At 55.5% G+C, this 15356-nt stretch carries 15 protein-coding genes; 11 read left to right on the forward strand and 4 right to left on the reverse strand.

Annotation, left to right across the window (positions count from 1 at the left end; genetic code table 11):
* Positions 1-59: 59 nt before the first annotated feature.
* The 3 genes from AC6HVW_RS01565 (at position 60) to AC6HVW_RS01575 (ending at position 5457) form a co-directional block, all read left to right on the forward strand.
* Positions 60-860, forward strand: a complete 801-nt coding sequence (locus AC6HVW_RS01565; RefSeq protein ID WP_071683824.1) for an energy transducer TonB — start codon at positions 60-62, stop codon at positions 858-860.
* A 154-nt stretch (positions 861-1014) separates the two neighbouring features.
* Positions 1015-3087, forward strand: a complete 2073-nt coding sequence (locus AC6HVW_RS01570) for a S9 family peptidase (protein WP_071684000.1) — start codon at positions 1015-1017, stop codon at positions 3085-3087.
* Positions 3088-3216: 129 nt separating this feature from the next.
* Positions 3217-5457 carry a TonB-dependent receptor domain-containing protein gene (locus tag AC6HVW_RS01575; RefSeq protein WP_497569246.1) on the forward strand — a complete coding sequence of 747 codons (2241 nt, stop codon included), beginning with the start codon at positions 3217-3219 and terminating at the stop codon, positions 5455-5457.
* A gap of 112 nt (positions 5458-5569) precedes the next feature.
* On the opposite strand, the gene AC6HVW_RS01580 is transcribed toward AC6HVW_RS01575, so the two are convergent.
* The 3 genes from AC6HVW_RS01580 to amiA form a co-directional block, all read right to left on the reverse strand.
* Positions 5570-6025, reverse strand: coding sequence for a YaiI/YqxD family protein (locus tag AC6HVW_RS01580; RefSeq protein WP_024527105.1), 456 nt, complete (start codon positions 6023-6025; stop codon positions 5570-5572).
* Positions 6025-6945 carry an oxygen-dependent coproporphyrinogen oxidase gene (gene hemF, locus AC6HVW_RS01585; protein WP_071683822.1) on the reverse strand — a complete coding sequence of 307 codons (921 nt, stop codon included), beginning with the start codon at positions 6943-6945 and terminating at the stop codon, positions 6025-6027. The genes AC6HVW_RS01580 and hemF overlap by 1 nt, the downstream gene beginning before the upstream one ends.
* A 68-nt stretch (positions 6946-7013) precedes the next feature.
* Positions 7014-7895: an N-acetylmuramoyl-L-alanine amidase AmiA gene (gene amiA / locus AC6HVW_RS01590; RefSeq protein WP_071683821.1), complete on the reverse strand. Its 882-nt coding sequence runs from the start codon at positions 7893-7895 to the stop codon at positions 7014-7016.
* Between the two features lie 183 nt (positions 7896-8078).
* Between amiA and AC6HVW_RS01595 the strand changes: the two genes are divergently transcribed.
* A complete protein-coding gene (locus AC6HVW_RS01595) occupies positions 8079-8504 on the forward strand; it encodes a GNAT family acetyltransferase (RefSeq protein WP_021807072.1) in 426 nt (141 codons plus the stop codon).
* A gap of 38 nt (positions 8505-8542) precedes the next feature.
* On the opposite strand, the gene AC6HVW_RS01600 is transcribed toward AC6HVW_RS01595, so the two are convergent.
* Entirely contained in the window at positions 8543-8941 is a 399-nt protein-coding gene (locus AC6HVW_RS01600; RefSeq protein ID WP_021178705.1) for a YgiW/YdeI family stress tolerance OB fold protein, read from the reverse strand.
* A gap of 158 nt (positions 8942-9099) precedes the next feature.
* Here AC6HVW_RS01600 and AC6HVW_RS01605 point away from each other — a divergent pair, with 158 nt between their 5' ends.
* The 7 genes from AC6HVW_RS01605 to cysA all read left to right on the forward strand — a co-directional run bounded on the left by AC6HVW_RS01605 (position 9100) and on the right by cysA (position 15339).
* Positions 9100-9564, forward strand: a complete 465-nt coding sequence (locus AC6HVW_RS01605; RefSeq protein WP_071683999.1) for a DUF2919 domain-containing protein — start codon at positions 9100-9102, stop codon at positions 9562-9564.
* Positions 9565-9684: 120 nt separating this feature from the next.
* On the forward strand, positions 9685-10269 hold the full coding sequence (locus AC6HVW_RS01610; RefSeq protein WP_059201454.1) for an RpoE-regulated lipoprotein: 585 nt from the start codon (positions 9685-9687) through the stop codon (positions 10267-10269).
* A 160-nt stretch (positions 10270-10429) separates the two neighbouring features.
* On the forward strand, positions 10430-11329 hold the full coding sequence (locus tag AC6HVW_RS01615) for a Dyp-type peroxidase (RefSeq protein ID WP_059201453.1): 900 nt from the start codon (positions 10430-10432) through the stop codon (positions 11327-11329).
* A gap of 201 nt (positions 11330-11530) precedes the next feature.
* Positions 11531-12553 (forward strand): sulfate ABC transporter substrate-binding protein, encoded by a 1023-nt coding sequence (locus AC6HVW_RS01620; protein WP_071683820.1) that lies wholly within the window; start codon positions 11531-11533, stop codon positions 12551-12553.
* Positions 12553-13386 carry a sulfate/thiosulfate ABC transporter permease CysT gene (gene cysT, locus AC6HVW_RS01625; protein WP_071683819.1) on the forward strand — a complete coding sequence of 278 codons (834 nt, stop codon included), beginning with the start codon at positions 12553-12555 and terminating at the stop codon, positions 13384-13386. The genes AC6HVW_RS01620 and cysT overlap by 1 nt, the downstream gene beginning before the upstream one ends.
* Entirely contained in the window at positions 13386-14261 is an 876-nt protein-coding gene (gene cysW, locus AC6HVW_RS01630; protein WP_071683818.1) for a sulfate/thiosulfate ABC transporter permease CysW, read from the forward strand. Before cysT ends, cysW begins: the two co-directional genes overlap by 1 nt.
* Positions 14251-15339 carry a sulfate/thiosulfate ABC transporter ATP-binding protein CysA gene (gene cysA, locus AC6HVW_RS01635; protein WP_071683817.1) on the forward strand — a complete coding sequence of 363 codons (1089 nt, stop codon included), beginning with the start codon at positions 14251-14253 and terminating at the stop codon, positions 15337-15339. Before cysW ends, cysA begins: the two co-directional genes overlap by 11 nt.
* Positions 15340-15356: the final 17 nt, after the last annotated feature.

The raw sequence follows: 15356 nt of genomic DNA on the forward strand, positions 1-15356 counted from the left end.
TGATTATCATTAGCAAATGTGATATGCAATCATTCGCAATTAGGTGTTCTACTATCCCTATGTTTAGTCAGCCTTATGGCCCTCAGGCGGCAACTCTGCCGCAGCCGCGCTGGGGGCGTGGTTTACTGTATGCGCTAGGCGTCCATCTGGCGCTGGTATGGCTGTTTTACTGGCCGCAAACTTCGCTGCCGCCGGTGCTGATGCCACCACCGGCGATCATGCTCAGTTGGGCGGCGCAGATCGAAGCGCCAAGCCAGCCCAAGCCGTTGCCGCTGGGGTTGCAGCAACAGGCGGACAGTTCCGCAGCACAGCCTGCACAACAGCAGCGGGAGCCGGAGATGCCCGAACTGGCACGTGCCGAAGCGGCAAAAATTGTGGTGGCCGAGCGCAGTAAAAATGCGCATAAGCAACTGCGTAAAGCGCCGCCAAAGCCGCCAACTCCGATGGAGAAAGAGCAAGACGTCACGCATTCTGCAGCGGCCAGCACGGCGGCACCCAAGGCGCAAAACCTGGCACAGCGGGTGGCGGCACCGTTAAACAGCGATTCCACCGCGCAGGCACAGGCCAAGCTTTCCTGGGAGAGTCAGGTTAAAGGGATGCTCAACCGCGTGAAGCGTTATCCGGCAGACGCCAAACGGCGTCAGCGTTCGGGGGCACCGGTGGTGAGTTTCGTGGTGGATGCTCAGGGGCGAGTGGCCGATGTCGTACTGAAAACGTCCTCAGCTACCGCGTCGTTAGATCGTGAAGCGCTGGCGGTGATATTGCGTGCGCAGCCGTTACCTACGCCACCGGCGGAGATGCTACGCCAAGGCAAGGTTGCTGTGACCATGGCAGTAGATTTTAACCTGGCGCTGTTGTAAGCCAGCCAAAACGTATTTACCCATCAGGCTTTATCTCTTGTTGTGCGCAACAGGAGAGGGGTTTGCTACGCTCAAATTATCGTGAGGGGTTATGACATTACCTGTTCAATCGGCTCGCTGCCGCAGGCCTTTGGTGACTTATTTACTGATTTTTATGGGGTTATTAAGCTTTACCACCAATGCGGCCGTACAGCCGCCCCAGGCTGAAATTATTCCGCATAAATTAACCGCCCAGGGCGAAACACGAATCGATAATTATTATTGGCTGCGCGATGATGGCCGCCAGAATAAACAGGTGTTGGCTTATCTGACGGCGGAAAACCGTTATACCGAACAGGTGATGCAGCCATATCAGACGCTGCGCGATCGGTTGTATCACGAGATGCTGGGCCGCATGAGCCCGGAAGATCGCTCGGTTCCCTATCAGCTCAACGGCTACCGCTATCAGGAACGCATTGAAGCGGGTAAAGAGTTTGCCGTCTACCAGCGGCAGGCCGTGGCGGATGGCTCCGCCTGGCAGACGCTGCTGGATGGCAATCAGCGTGCTCAAGGCCAAGATTATTACCGCGTGGGGGGATTGGCAGTCAGTGAAGATAACCGCCGCCTGGCCGTCGCGGAGGATACTCAAGGGCGTAGGCAATACCGCATTTCCCTGCGCGATCTGGCTAGCGGCGCTTGGGCCAAAGAGGTGATTGAAAACACCTCGGGCAATATGGTGTGGGCCAACGACGGCAACAGCTTGTTCTATGTGCGCAATCATCCCCAAACGCTGTCACCCTATCAGGTCTACCGCCATCAATTTGGTACGCCGGTGGCTGCCGATAAGTTGGTGTATCAGGAAAACGATGGGGCCTTTTACCTGAGCCTGGATCGCTCCTCTTCGCGGGATTACGTGATTATCACCATCAGCGGGAATACCACTTCCGAAGTGCGCCTGATCGACGCGAACCGGCCGCAAACTCCGGTGCAACTTTTTGCCCCGCGTCAGACCGGGCGCGAATATTATCTCGACCATTATCGCGGTGCGTTTTATCTGCGTTCCAATCATCAAAGCCCGCATTTCGGTTTGTACCAGACCGCATCCGCGAGCCAGCCATGGCGGCCCCTGATCGCTCCACAGGAAAACAGGGAGTTGGAAAGCTTTGCCCTGTTTCGTGACTGGCTGGTGGTGAAAGAGCGCAGCGAAGGTCTGGTGCATCTGCGGCAGATTGCCTGGCAAGGGGGCGAGCAACGCAGCATTCCGTTTGATGATGCCAGCTATATGGCCTGGCTGGGCTACAACCCTGACCCGGAAAGTGACCGCCTGCGCTATGGCTATTCGGCCATGACCACGCCAACCAGCACCTATGAATGGGATCTCAACAGCGGCAAACGCGAGTTACTGAAACGCCAAGAGGTGAAGGGCGTAGAACCAGGCCTGTATCACAGTGAGCGCTTGTGGATCACCGCCCGTGACGGGGTAAAGGTGCCGGTCTCGCTGGTATACAACAGTGCCAAATTCAAACCAGGCAAAAGTCCGCTGGTGGTGTACGGCTATGGTGCCTACGGCATGAGCATGGACCCGGCGTTCAGCGCCAACCGCATTAGCCTGTTGGATCGCGGTTTCGTCTATGCGCTCATCCACGTACGCGGGGGCGGTGAGCTTGGCCAAAACTGGTATCAGCAGGGCAAATTGGCGAACAAGCCAAACACCTTTAATGACTTTATCGATGCCACCCAGGCGTTGATCGAGCAGGGCTTTGGACAGCCGGGGCGTGTTTATGCCATGGGGGGCAGCGCCGGTGGTCTGCTGGTGGGGGCGGTGATCAACCAGGCCCCCCAACTGTATAACGCTGTGGTGGCACAGGTGCCTTTTGTCGATGTGCTGACGACGATGCTGGATGACAGCATCCCGTTGACCGTCGGTGAATACGAGGAGTGGGGCAATCCCAATCAGCCGCAGCCCTATGCGCTGATCAAGTCCTACAGTCCGTACGATAATGTGCGCGCGCAGCACTACCCGAATCTGTTGGTCACCAGCGGGCTCTATGATTCACAGGTACAGTATTGGGAACCCGCCAAATGGGTGGCGAAACTGCGCCAATTCCAGCAGGGGGATGCGGTGTTATTGCTGTCCACGGATATGTCGGCGGGCCACGGGGGGAAATCGGGCCGCTTGAGTCGGTTGGAAAATAGCGCACTGGAATACAGCTTTATTTTAGCCATGGACGCAAAAACACAAAAATAAGGATCTTGGCCGCGCGGCTTAATGGCTGCGCGGCAGATAATAACCATAATTAATTTCCGCCTTCCTAGCGGTATTTTCTGCTGAGCATTGATCACTCACTGATTTTGATAGCAATACTTTAGGGGATATATGAAATTTAAACTGCTTATTGGTGCGGTTGGCACCGGTATGGTTTTGGCTGGCCCGCTGTTGGCCGCAGAAAATAAAGGCCAGGCGGTATTCAGCCCGCTGAACGTTTCGGCGGCGGCTAATAACAGCGAACAGGAGGCATTGGAAAAGCCTGGGGCATTCAGTTCGCGCGACGAAAATAAAAATCTACAGTCGATAGATAATATCCTGCGCAGTATGCCCGGCACTTTTACGCAAATCGATCCCAGCCAGGGGGCGGTCAGCGTCAATATCCGTGGGATGAGCGGTTTTGGCCGGGTAAATACCATGGTTGATGGTATTACCCAGAGCTATTTTGGCACCTCGACCTCTGGCGTGATGTCCCATGGTTCCACCAACAATCAATCCGGCGTGCTGATCGATCCGAATTTTATTGTTGGGGTCGATGTGGCGCGTGGTGAGAACAGCGGCGCATTTGGGGTGAACGCATTGGCGGGCAGCGCCAACTTCCGCACTATCGGCGTGGATGATGTGGTGTTTGCCGATAATCCGTTTGGCGTGCGCACCAAGTTCTCCGTGGGCAGTAACGGCATTGGCCGCAGCGGTATGATCGCCGTTGGGGCCAAAGGGGCGGCGTTCACCGATACCGGCAGTTTGGGCGTGATGGCTGCCATTAGCGGCAGCTCCATCTATTCCAACTTTAACAACGGCGACGGCGTGAGCAGTGAGGACTTCGGCTACGACGAGTTTATGAAGCAAAACCCCAAATCGCAGCTGTTCAAGGTGGATATCAAGCCCAACGAATATCACAGCATTGAATTATCTGCCCGTACTTACCAGAATAAATTCTCGCGCCGCGATATCGACAGCAACGATTTTTATCTCAAATATCACTACGCGCCATTTTCCGAACTGGTGGATCTGAATATGACCGCCAGCCACAGCAAGGGTAATCAGAAGTATGACAGCGATTCGCTGTTCACCTTCTTTAATACCAATGCGGAAAACCGCTCCGACGCGCTGGATATCAATAATACCAGCCGCTTTAGCCTGTGGCAGACTGACGTAGCGTTCACCTACGGCGGTAAACTGATGCGCAACCAGTACGACAAGCACGTTGAATCGCAGATTGAGGATCCGCAGACGGCGCATGAGGCGATCGAGAACAACACCTTTGCCCCGTCGGGCGACCAGCGTATCGCCAGCCTGTACACCGGTTTGCAACTCAACCGTGATATCTACCAGCTCGATCTCAATCTCAATTATGCCAACAACAAGCTCACCGGCTTTAAACCGGCCTGTGATTTGCGGGTGGAGTGTTTTCCGCAGGGCAGTGCCAATATCGATCTGAAGGAGCACGGATTTAACCCGTCAGTGATGCTGTCTGCACAGGTCACGCCTTGGCTACAACCTTTTGCCAGCTACAGTAAATCGATGCGCGCCCCCAACATCCAAGAGGTGTTTTTCTCTAATTCCGGCGGCGCTTCGATGAACCCGTTCCTGAAAGGCGAACGTTCAGAAACCTGGCAAGCGGGCTTTAACCTCAGCGGCAACGATCTGCTGTTCAAGCAGGACACCCTGCGCTTTAAGGCGGTGGTTTACACCAGCAAAATCAAAAACTATATCTTCAGCGAGTCTTACATGGTGTGCCGAAATGGCCGCAAGTGTAGTTTGGGTGAGAACTTGCAGAATGACTGGAGCGATGCCAGCGAAGCGTTCTCGGATAACATGTATATCTACGTCAACTCCCTGACGCCGGTGCGTACCCACGGGGTGGAGCTGGAAGCCAACTATGATGCTGGCCGCGGTTTTGCCCGTGCCTCATTTAGCAAACAGCACACCGACCAGCCTACCTCTATCGCCAGTAGCTACTTTGGCGCGGGAGATATCAACGAACTGCCGGATATGTATTTCACATTGGATAGCGGGTTACGTTTCTTTGACGAAGCGTTGACCGTGGGCAGCATCATCAAATATACCGGCAAGGCTCGCCGCCTTTCTCCAGACTATGAAACCAGTGAGCAAACCGGGAAGCTGATGAAACAGGAGATGCCAAATATTCCCACCGTTATCGATCTGTACAGCACCTATCAGATCAACAGTAATGTTTTGCTTAAATTCAGCGTGCAAAACGTGATGGACAAAAGCTATTCTGACGCGCTTAACAAGCTGAATATGCTGCCGATCCAGGGAGATGAGGCAACCGCGGCCAACACCGCCCGCGGGCGGACTTATCTGTTTGGTGGCGAGGTGCGCTTCTAAGCTGATTTCCCTCATCCTGAGCCGCAATTAGGCTCCTGTACCTGATTACAACACCGTACCAGCCCCCTCTCCTTTTTGGGGAGAGGGTTGGGGTGAGGGGCGTCTCCCTAAACTAATTGGCCCGTTTCGCCTGCTGCAGCCACTTGTCCAGCTCATTGGCAAACTGCTGTCTATCGCGCTGGTTGAGGGTGTTCGGCCCCCCGGTCTGGATCCCGCTGGAGCGCAGGGTATCCATAAAATCACGCATGTTCAGGCGTTCACGAATGGTATCTGGCGTATAACGCTCACCGCGAGGATTCAGGGCGATAGCGCCTTTTTCTATCACTTCGGCGGCCAGCGGGATATCCGCGGTGATCACCAGATCGCCTTTTTCACAGCGGCGCACGATTTCGTTATCCGCCACGTCAAATCCTGCAGCAACCTGCAAGGTGCGGATAAATTTCGAAGGGGGCGTGCGCAAAGGCTGATTAGCCACCAGGGTGACAGGCATTGCCGCACGGTCTGCGGCACGGAACAGCACTTCTTTGATCACGTTTGGACAGGCGTCGGCATCGACCCAAATCTGCATTATTGTTGCTCCTGTAGCCAGTCGCGCACCGGTAGAAAATCACGGTATAGCGCGGCTTCCGGGCTGTCGGTTGCGGGCTGGAAGTTATATTCCCAACGCACCAAAGGCGGCATCGACATCAGGATCGATTCGGTGCGGCCACCGGTTTGCAGGCCGAACAGCGTACCGCGATCCCACACCAGATTAAACTCGACATAGCGGCCACGGCGATAGAGCTGAAACTGGCGTTCGTTTTCGCCCCAAGGCAGTGCTTTACGTCTTTCCACAATCGGCAGATAGGCCTCCAGGAAGCCTTCACCTACCGCCTGGGTAAACGCGAAGCAGCTTTCGAAATCCGGGGCATTCAGATCGTCAAAGAATAAGCCGCCGATACCGCGGGCTTCGTTACGGTGTTTGATAAAGAAATAGTCATCGCACCACTTTTTGTATTTTGGGTACACATCGTCGCCGAAGGGGGCGCAGAGTTGTTGCGCGGTGCGGTGCCAGTGAACAGCGTCCTCGGTAAAACCATAGAAGGGCGTTAGGTCAAAGCCGCCGCCAAACCACCAAACCGGCTCTTCGCCGGGTTTTTCCGCGATAAAGAAGCGCACGTTGGCATGACTGGTCGGTATATAGGGGCTGAGCGGATGGATCACCAGTGATACGCCCATCGCCTGAAAGCTGCGCCCGGCCAGTTCTGGACGATGCGCAGTAGCAGAGGCGGGCAGCGTGGCACCGGAAACGTGGGAAAAGTTTACTCCGGCCTGTTCGAATACCGCACCGTTAGTCAGCACCCGGCTACGGCCACCGCCGCCTTCTTCACGCGTCCAGCGATCTTCCTTAAAATCGGCACCGCCATCGGCCTGGGCCAACTGCTCACAAATCTTGTCTTGCAACGCCAGCAGGAAGGATTTTACTGCGGCAATGGTGGGTAAACTCATACGGGTTTTTCGCAATGGGTAACTGAACAGGGCGGCAAGTATACCTTCTCGCCCCGTATTTTGCAGGTCTAGCGCGGCTTACGTTGGTGAACGTCGTAATAGTGGAAGAAATTGATCACGCCGTCTGCGATGGCGCGGGCAATTTTTTCGCGAAAGGCGGTGGTGTCTAACAGGCGCTCCTCACCGGGGTTGGTGATAAACGAGGTTTCTACCAGTACCGAAGGAATAGAAGGGGACTTTAATACGGCAAACGCTGCCTGTTCGGTGCTTTCGCTATGCAGGTGGTGAACCGGGCGGATCTGGCCCAGCACGTGGCGGCCCAGGGTCAGGCTGTTGTTAATAGTGTCGGTTTGCACCAGATCGAATAACACCTGCTGTAGATAGTTGTCCTGTTCTTTGTATTTGCCCCCCGCAACGTCATCGGCGGCGTTTTCCTTATTGGAGAGATAGCGTGCCATTGCGCTACTGGCTCCGCGGTTGGAAAGGGCAAACACCGAAGCACCGGCGGCATCCGGGCTGGTAAATCCATCGGCATGGATCGAGATAAACAGATCGGCCTGGTGCTGGTGGGCGATCTCCACGCGCTGGAACAGCGGGATAAATTCGTCCTCCTCCCGGGTCAGGCGGGCTTCAACGTGCTCGTGCTCATGCAAAAAACGCCGCACGTGGTTGGCAATTTCCAGCACCACGTGTTTTTCCTGTGAGCCTTCATGGCCCACGGCACCGGAGTCGATACCGCCGTGGCCGGGATCGATCATCACTACTCTTTTGCTCCCAGTGGCTTTGGGTAGCGGTTTGCTGTGCGGTTTTGGTTGCAGCATATTGGCCTGGGTGGCTGAGGTTTTGCCCCCGAGCAGGGCCAGAGCCAGGCCGGAGAGCAGCAGTTGGCGGCGGGTTGATGAAGCGGTGAGGGGGCTGAAATTGAGGTAGGTTTTGCTCTGTTTCTTCATCACGCGCGGCTCCAACTCGATCAATCTATTTCGCGACGTTATAGCGTATTGATCCTCATTAATCGACTTGATAACTATTGCCATTTATTACCTGACAAAACGCTGCGGCTTGAAAGACTGTGGGTATCAGTTAATAATTACGCAATAATCAGAAAAAAGTTCAATTAACAGTAGCGAGCAACGATGGAAATTCGCGTATTTCGGCAAGACGACTTTGAAGAGGTCATCACCCTGTGGGAGCGTTGCGACCTGTTACGGCCATGGAACGATCCCGAGATGGATATTGAACGCAAACTGAACCACGATCCGGATCTGTTTTTGGTGGCGGAAGTGGGCGGTGAGGTGGTTGGCTCGGTGATGGGCGGTTACGACGGCCACCGTGGCTCGGCGTATTACCTGGGCGTTCACCCAGACTATCGCGGGCGCGGCATTGCCAATGCGTTGATTAGTCGGCTGGAGAAAAAGCTGATTGCGCGCGGCTGCCCGAAAATTCAGCTGATGGTGCGTGAAGACAACGACACCGTGATCGAAATGTATGAAAAGCTCGGCTACGAAATTCAGGCGATCACCAGTCTGGGGAAACGCCTGATCGAAGATCAAGAATATTGATCGTCAGGGCGGTGGTTGCCACCGCCCCAAGCCCTGGTTTAAGGCAGTTTTTTGATATTTTTCACATCGACTTCTACATTGTTCCAGTCCTTATCCACTTTCCCTTCCAACTGTACCTTGTCTTTTGGGGTGATGGTCTGGCCGTTCCAGCGCTTTCTGTCGATCTCTACCGTCAGCGTACCGGTGGCGTCGCGGAAGGTGTAGGTGTCATCACCTACGCGCTGTTCGATATTGCCCTGCAACATCACCCAGGTATCATCGCTCAACGATTTGACCTTATCTACCGTGGTCAGCGTGGCGCTAGGGCCGGAGAAACCACCTTGCGGGCTGGTTTGCGTTTGAGCCGGTGTCGCGTTGGGGTCGATGAACCCGCCCTGTTGAGCTAGAACCGGTGCGCTGCATAATGCGATGAGTGTAAGTAAAGCGATCTTTTTCATCTGGATTTTCCTTATCAGTGGTCTGAATGATTTCCCGTTAGCGGGACATGACCTGATTAAACCATAAGGATCTTAAGAGCTTCTTAAGCTGCAGATTGAAAATGGTGGCCAGCGTCGCCATTTGCAAGGGTAATCATAACATTGGCAAGGAAAAGTCTTTGAAGGCGTCAACACACCGGTTTTCACCGGACGATTACGATCAGCACGGTATGCTACGGTTGCCGCTGTGGTTTTGGGGCGTACTGATCTTACAGGCTCGTACCTGCCTACTGTTTGTGATGGCGGGCACCTCACGCGATCAGGGCAGCAGTTTGCTGCAGCTGTTTTACCCGGATAGTCAGCGTTTTTGGTACGGTATGCTGCTGGGGCTGCCTGCGGCGCTGGCCTTTTTGATTGCTGGCCGCCGCCAGCATTGGCCCCGTCTATGGCGTTGTTGGCGTTGGGTACTGGTAGTGTCGCTGGCGGCAGCGCTGCTCGGATCGCTTTATAGCCTATGGCAGCAAGACAGCAATGAACCTCCGCTGGATCTCCTACTGGTGCTGTTGGATGTGCTGGCGATGGGGTATCTGTTAATGAATCGGCGCTTGAAAGCCTGTTTTATCCCGCAGGATGAGGCGGGTTAATTGTTAAAAGTTGCGGCACTTTTCCCAATTTACGTACTCCAAGCTGGCAATTGATGGCGCAGCCCCAGCGGTTATGAGAGGCTGCATATCGCCGATGTCTTTGATGTTAAGGAGCTATGAATGAATATTCGCCCACTGTTGTTAGGGCTACCGCTGTTGTTGACCGGCTGTTCGGCCATGTCAAACTTCTCCTGGTCCAGCCTGTCGCCGTTCAACTGGTTTGGCGGCAGCGTAGAGGTTAGCGCCAAAGGTGTCGGTGATGTGGGTGCGGGTACTCCCATGACGGAGGCGGCGATTGGCAAGGGCCTGAATAACAACTACCGCATGCGTGGTGGGATGGCGACCAACCAAGGGCAGATCGTTTCCTACTTCCAGGCATTGGACGGCGATGACGTTAAGCTGGTGATCACCGGAGAACCTAAAGGCCACGTGCAGCGCGTTGACGTAATGGACGCCAAGATCGCCACCGAATGGGGCAGCAAGCTGGGTACGCCGTTTAGCGAGCTGTTCAGCAAGGCCTATGGTGCCTGTAAACCGGCCGACGGCGAGGATGTTGGCAAGGTCGAGTGCGTGGCGCAGCAAAGCCGTAATGTCAGCTATATCTTCAGTGGCAAATGGGCTGGCCCACAGGATCTGATCCCACCGGACGATACTCTGCAAAACTGGACGGTGAGTAAGATCGTCTGGCATGCCAAAGCACAATAATTCTTATTGCAGGCGCACCTTGCAGTGTGCCTGCCACGCTTGGCGTTAAATCCCTATTTTCTTTGCGTTCGGGCAAGGCAATCAGCCTGCTGTGCGTTATGATATTGCGCGTTTATAACAGGGTAACCTGTTACCCGATTCAGGTCTTGAGGAAATCAACATGACACAGGTTCAGAGCGGCATCCTGCTGGAACACTGCCGTTTTGGTATTTTTATGGAAGCTATGGTGCAGGGCGAATTCGTCGATCTGCGCCAGGGTTGCAAACAGTTTTGTCAGGCGCTCGACGAGTTGCAGCAACAGTTTCCAGATGCCCACTTGGGTGCGGTTATCGCTTTTGGCTCCGACGTTTGGCATGACCTTTCCAATGGTCAGGGAGCCAAAGAACTCAAGCCTTTCGCACCGCTGGGCAAGGGGCTGGCACCGGCCACCCAACGCGATATGCTGATCCATATTCAATCGCTGCGTCATGACGTTAACTTTACCCTGGCGCAGGCCGCACTGGCCGCGTTTGGTAACACCATTCGTATTGAAGAAGAAACGCACGGTTTCCGCTGGGTAGAAGAGCGCGATCTGAGCGGCTTTATCGACGGTACCGAAAATCCGCAGGGTGAACAACGCCCGGAAGTCGCGGTGATTGGTGCTGGCGAAGAAGACGAAGGTGGCAGCTACGTGCTGGTTCAGCGTTACGAGCACAACCTGCGCCAGTGGCAGCGTTTCACCACCGAACAGCAGGAACAGATCATTGGCCGTACCAAACAAGACAGTGAAGAACTGCCGCCGGATCAACGGCCTGATACCTCGCACGTCAGCCGTGTCGATCTGAAAGAAGACGGCAAAGGGCTGAAAATATTGCGCCAGAGCCTGCCTTACGGCACCGCCAGTGGCAAGCATGGCCTGTATTTCATCGCCTATTGCGCGCGCCTGCACAACATCGAAAAACAGTTGTTAAGCATGTTCGGCGAACTGGACGGCAAACACGACGCGATGCTGCGTTTCAGCCGCGCGGTGACCGGCAGCTACTACTTCGCACCTTCGCTAACGCGTCTGTTGTCACTTTGATGCGTCTCCTGGGGCCAGTTTCTCTGGCTCCGGGCTTTCCCTCCCTCTGCGGTGAACCGCTCCCCTCCTGCCTTATAGCGTTTGATGCTTGAAAATCACTAAACGGTATATAAAAGCGTTACAGGTCTGCATCAAGTTATAAATACACTGGTCAATATCAGGGCATCAGCCCGGCGGTAAGACTCAGTGATAAGGTGCAGAATGAAACATTCCCGGGTTAAAAATACGCTGTTGAAAGGTTGGCTGGTGGCGGCATTGTTAGCCAGCGGTACGGCTTCGGCGGCAGAATTGCTCAACAGCTCTTATGACGTCTCCCGCGAACTGTTTGCCGCGCTGAACCCTGGCTTTGAAAAGCAGTGGGATCAGCAGCATCCGAACGACAAACTGACCATCAAACAGTCGCATGCCGGTTCTTCCAAACAGGCGTTGGCGATCTTGCAGGGGCTGCGTGCCGATGTGGTCACCTATAACCAGGTCAGTGACGTGCAAATCCTGCACGATCGCGGCCAACTGATCCCGGCAGATTGGCAGCAACGCCTGCCGAACAACAGCTCTCCATTCTATTCCACCATGGCGTTCCTGGTGCGCAAGGACAACCCGAAAGGCATCCACACCTGGAGCGATCTGGTGCGTGATGACGTGAAGCTGGTATTCCCGAACCCGAAAACCTCCGGCAATGGCCGCTACACCTATCTTGCCGCCTGGGGCGCTGCCAGCCAGGCTGATGGCAACGATCAGGCCAAGACCCGTGAGTTCATGACCCGTTTACTGAAAAACGTGGTGGTGTTTGATACCGGCGGCCGTGGCGCAACGACGACCTTTGTCGAGCGTGGCCTGGGTGACGTGCTGATCAGCTTTGAATCCGAAGTGAACAATATCCGCAAGCAGTACGGTGCAGACAAGTATGAAGTGATCGTGCCGCCGGTCGATATTCTGGCTGAGTTCCCGGTGGCCTGGGTGGACAAAAACGTTGAGAAAAACGGCACCGAACAGGTGGCCAAAGAGTACCTGAACTATCTCTATAGCCCGGCGGCCCAGAAGCTGATCACCAGCTTCTATTATCGCGTCAATGATCCGCAGGTGATGGCGGCGGCCAAGAGCCAATTCCCTGAGACCAAGCTGTTCAGCGTAGAAGATCAGTTCGGCGGCTGGCCGCAGGTGATGAGTGTCCACTTTGCGACGGGCGGAGAATTGGACCAACTGTTAGCGGCAGGGCATAAGTAATGTTTTCGATGGCCAGCAAGCGGGTACTGCCTGGGTTTACTCTCAGTCTGGGAAGCAGCCTGCTTTTCACCTGCCTGATTTTGCTGTTGCCGCTCAGCGCGCTAGTGATGCAGCTGGCGCAAATGAGTCTGGCACAGTATTGGGAGGTGATCACCAATCCGCAGGTCGTGGCTGCTTATAAGGTGACGCTGCTGGCGGCCGGAGTCGCCAGCGTTTTCAACGCGGTGTTTGGCATGCTGATGGCCTGGATCCTCACCCGTTACCAGTTTCCTGGCCGCTCCTTACTGGATGGCCTGATGGACTTGCCGTTTGCATTACCTACGGCGGTGGCCGGGCTGACCCTGGCGGGGCTGTTTTCTACCACCGGTTGGTACGGCCAATGGCTGGCTCATTTTGATATCAAGGTTTCCTTCACCTGGTTGGGGATTGCGGTGGCGATGGCCTTTACCAGCATTCCGTTCGTGGTGCGCACGGTGCAACCGGTGCTGGAAGAGTTGGGGCCGGAATATGAAGAGGCCGCCGAAACGCTCGGGGCTACCCGCTGGCAAAGTTTCCGCCGCGTGGTGTTGCCAGAGGTTGCGCCAGCGCTGCTCGCCGGTACGGCGCTGTCGTTTACCCGTAGCCTGGGGGAGTTTGGGGCGGTGATATTTATCGCAGGCAACATTGCCTGGAAAACCGAAGTGGCCTCATTGATGATTTTTGTGCGCTTACAGGAGTTCGATTACCCGGCCGCTAGTGCGATTGCCTCGGTGATCCTGGCAGCATCACTGCTGTTGCTGTTTGCCATTAACACTTTGCAGAGCCGGTTTGGCCGCCGTATTGGAGGGCACTGATGGCTGATGTTACCGCCCTGAACGGCGCAGAGCGCCCACGCGTGAATTGGGGAAAATGGACGCTGATTGCCATCGGCGCACTGTTCTCCATCCTGCTGCTGGTCGTGCCGATGGTGATGATCTTTATCGAAGCATTTTCCTCCGGCGTAGGTGCCGTGTGGCATAACCTGTCGGACCCGGACATGCTGCACGCCATTTGGCTGACGGTGCTGGTGGCGTTAATCACCGTGCCGGTCAACCTGGTGTTCGGTACTTTGCTGGCCTGGCTGGTTACGCGCTTTACGTTCCCTGGCCGCCAACTGCTGCTCACGCTGTTCGATATGCCGTTTGCGGTGTCGCCGGTGGTGGCGGGGCTGCTGTATCTGCTGTTTTACGGCTCCAACGGCCCGATCGGCGGCTGGCTGGATGCCCATGATATTCAACTGATGTTCGCTTGGCCCGGCATGGTGCTGGTGACGATATTCGTGACCTGCCCGTTTGTGGTCCGTGAATTGGTGCCGCTGATGATGAGCCAGGGCAGCCAGGAAGACGAGGCCGCGGTGCTGTTGGGCGCTTCCGGTTGGCAGATGTTCCGCCACGTCACCTTACCGAACATCCGCTGGGCATTGTTGTATGGCGTGGTGCTGACCAACGCCCGCGCGATTGGCGAGTTTGGTGCAGTATCGGTGGTGTCCGGCTCTATCCGTGGCGAAACCTATACCCTGCCACTGCAAGTGGAATTACTGCATCAGGATTACAACACCGCCGGGGCGTTTACCGCAGCGGCACTGTTGACCCTGATGGCTATAGTCACCCTATTTCTGAAAAGCGGACTGCAATGGCGCCTGGCGCGTCAGGATGCGCGTCTCGAGCGGGAGGAAAATCATGAGCATTGAGATTAACGGTATCAACAAGTCTTTTGGCCGTACCAAGGTATTGAACGATATCTCGCTCGATATTCCTTCCGGTGAGATGGTGGCGCTGTTAGGCCCATCCGGTTCGGGCAAGACCACCTTGCTGCGGATTATTGCCGGGCTGGAAAGCCAGAGCAGCGGTAAGCTGGGTTTCCACGGCACCGACGTCAGCCGCGTGCATGCTCGCGATCGCCGGGTCGGCTTCGTGTTCCAACACTATGCGCTGTTCCGTCATATGACGGTTTTCGACAATATCGCCTTTGGCCTGAGCGTGCTACCACGTCGCGAACGTCCGAATGCGGCGGTGATCAAACAAAAAGTGGAGCAGTTGCTGGAGATGGTGCAGTTGGGTCATCTGGCTAACCGCTACCCTTCACAGCTTTCCGGCGGCCAGAAGCAACGTGTCGCCTTGGCGCGCGCGCTGGCGGTGGAGCCCCAGATCCTGCTGCTGGACGAGCCGTTTGGTGCGCTGGATGCTCAGGTGCGTAAAGAGCTGCGCCGCTGGCTGCGTCAACTACATGAAGAACTGAAGTTTACCAGCGTGTTCGTCACTCACGATCAGGAAGAAGCGATGGAAGTCGCCGATCGCATCGTGGTGATGAGCCAGGGGAATATCGAGCAGGTAGGTTCACCGACCGAGATCATGCGTGAACCCGCCACCCGCTTCGTGCTGGAGTTCATGGGCGAAGTTAACCGCCTGAACGGTGAAATCCGCGGTTCACAGCTGTTTGTGGGCGCTCACCAATGGCCGCTGTCGTTCCAGCCAATGCACCAAGGCAGCGTCGATCTGTTCCTGCGCCCGTGGGAAATGGAGATTGGCACCGATTGCAGCGCCCGTTGCCCATTACCGGTACAGGTGTTGGAAGTCAGCCCGCGTGGCCATTTCTGGCAGTTGACCGTGCAGCCGATTGGCTGGCATCAGGAGCCTATCAGCGTGATTATGTCGGAAGGCCATGCTGCACCGGCGCGTGGGGACCGTTACTACGTTGGCAGCCTGAATGCCCGCCTCTACGCCGGTGAACAACTGTTACAACCGGTTGCGTTAGCTAAAAGCGCCTGATAATTTCTAACCATTCC

The organism is Serratia sp. NCCP-200 (genome assembly GCF_059697885.1).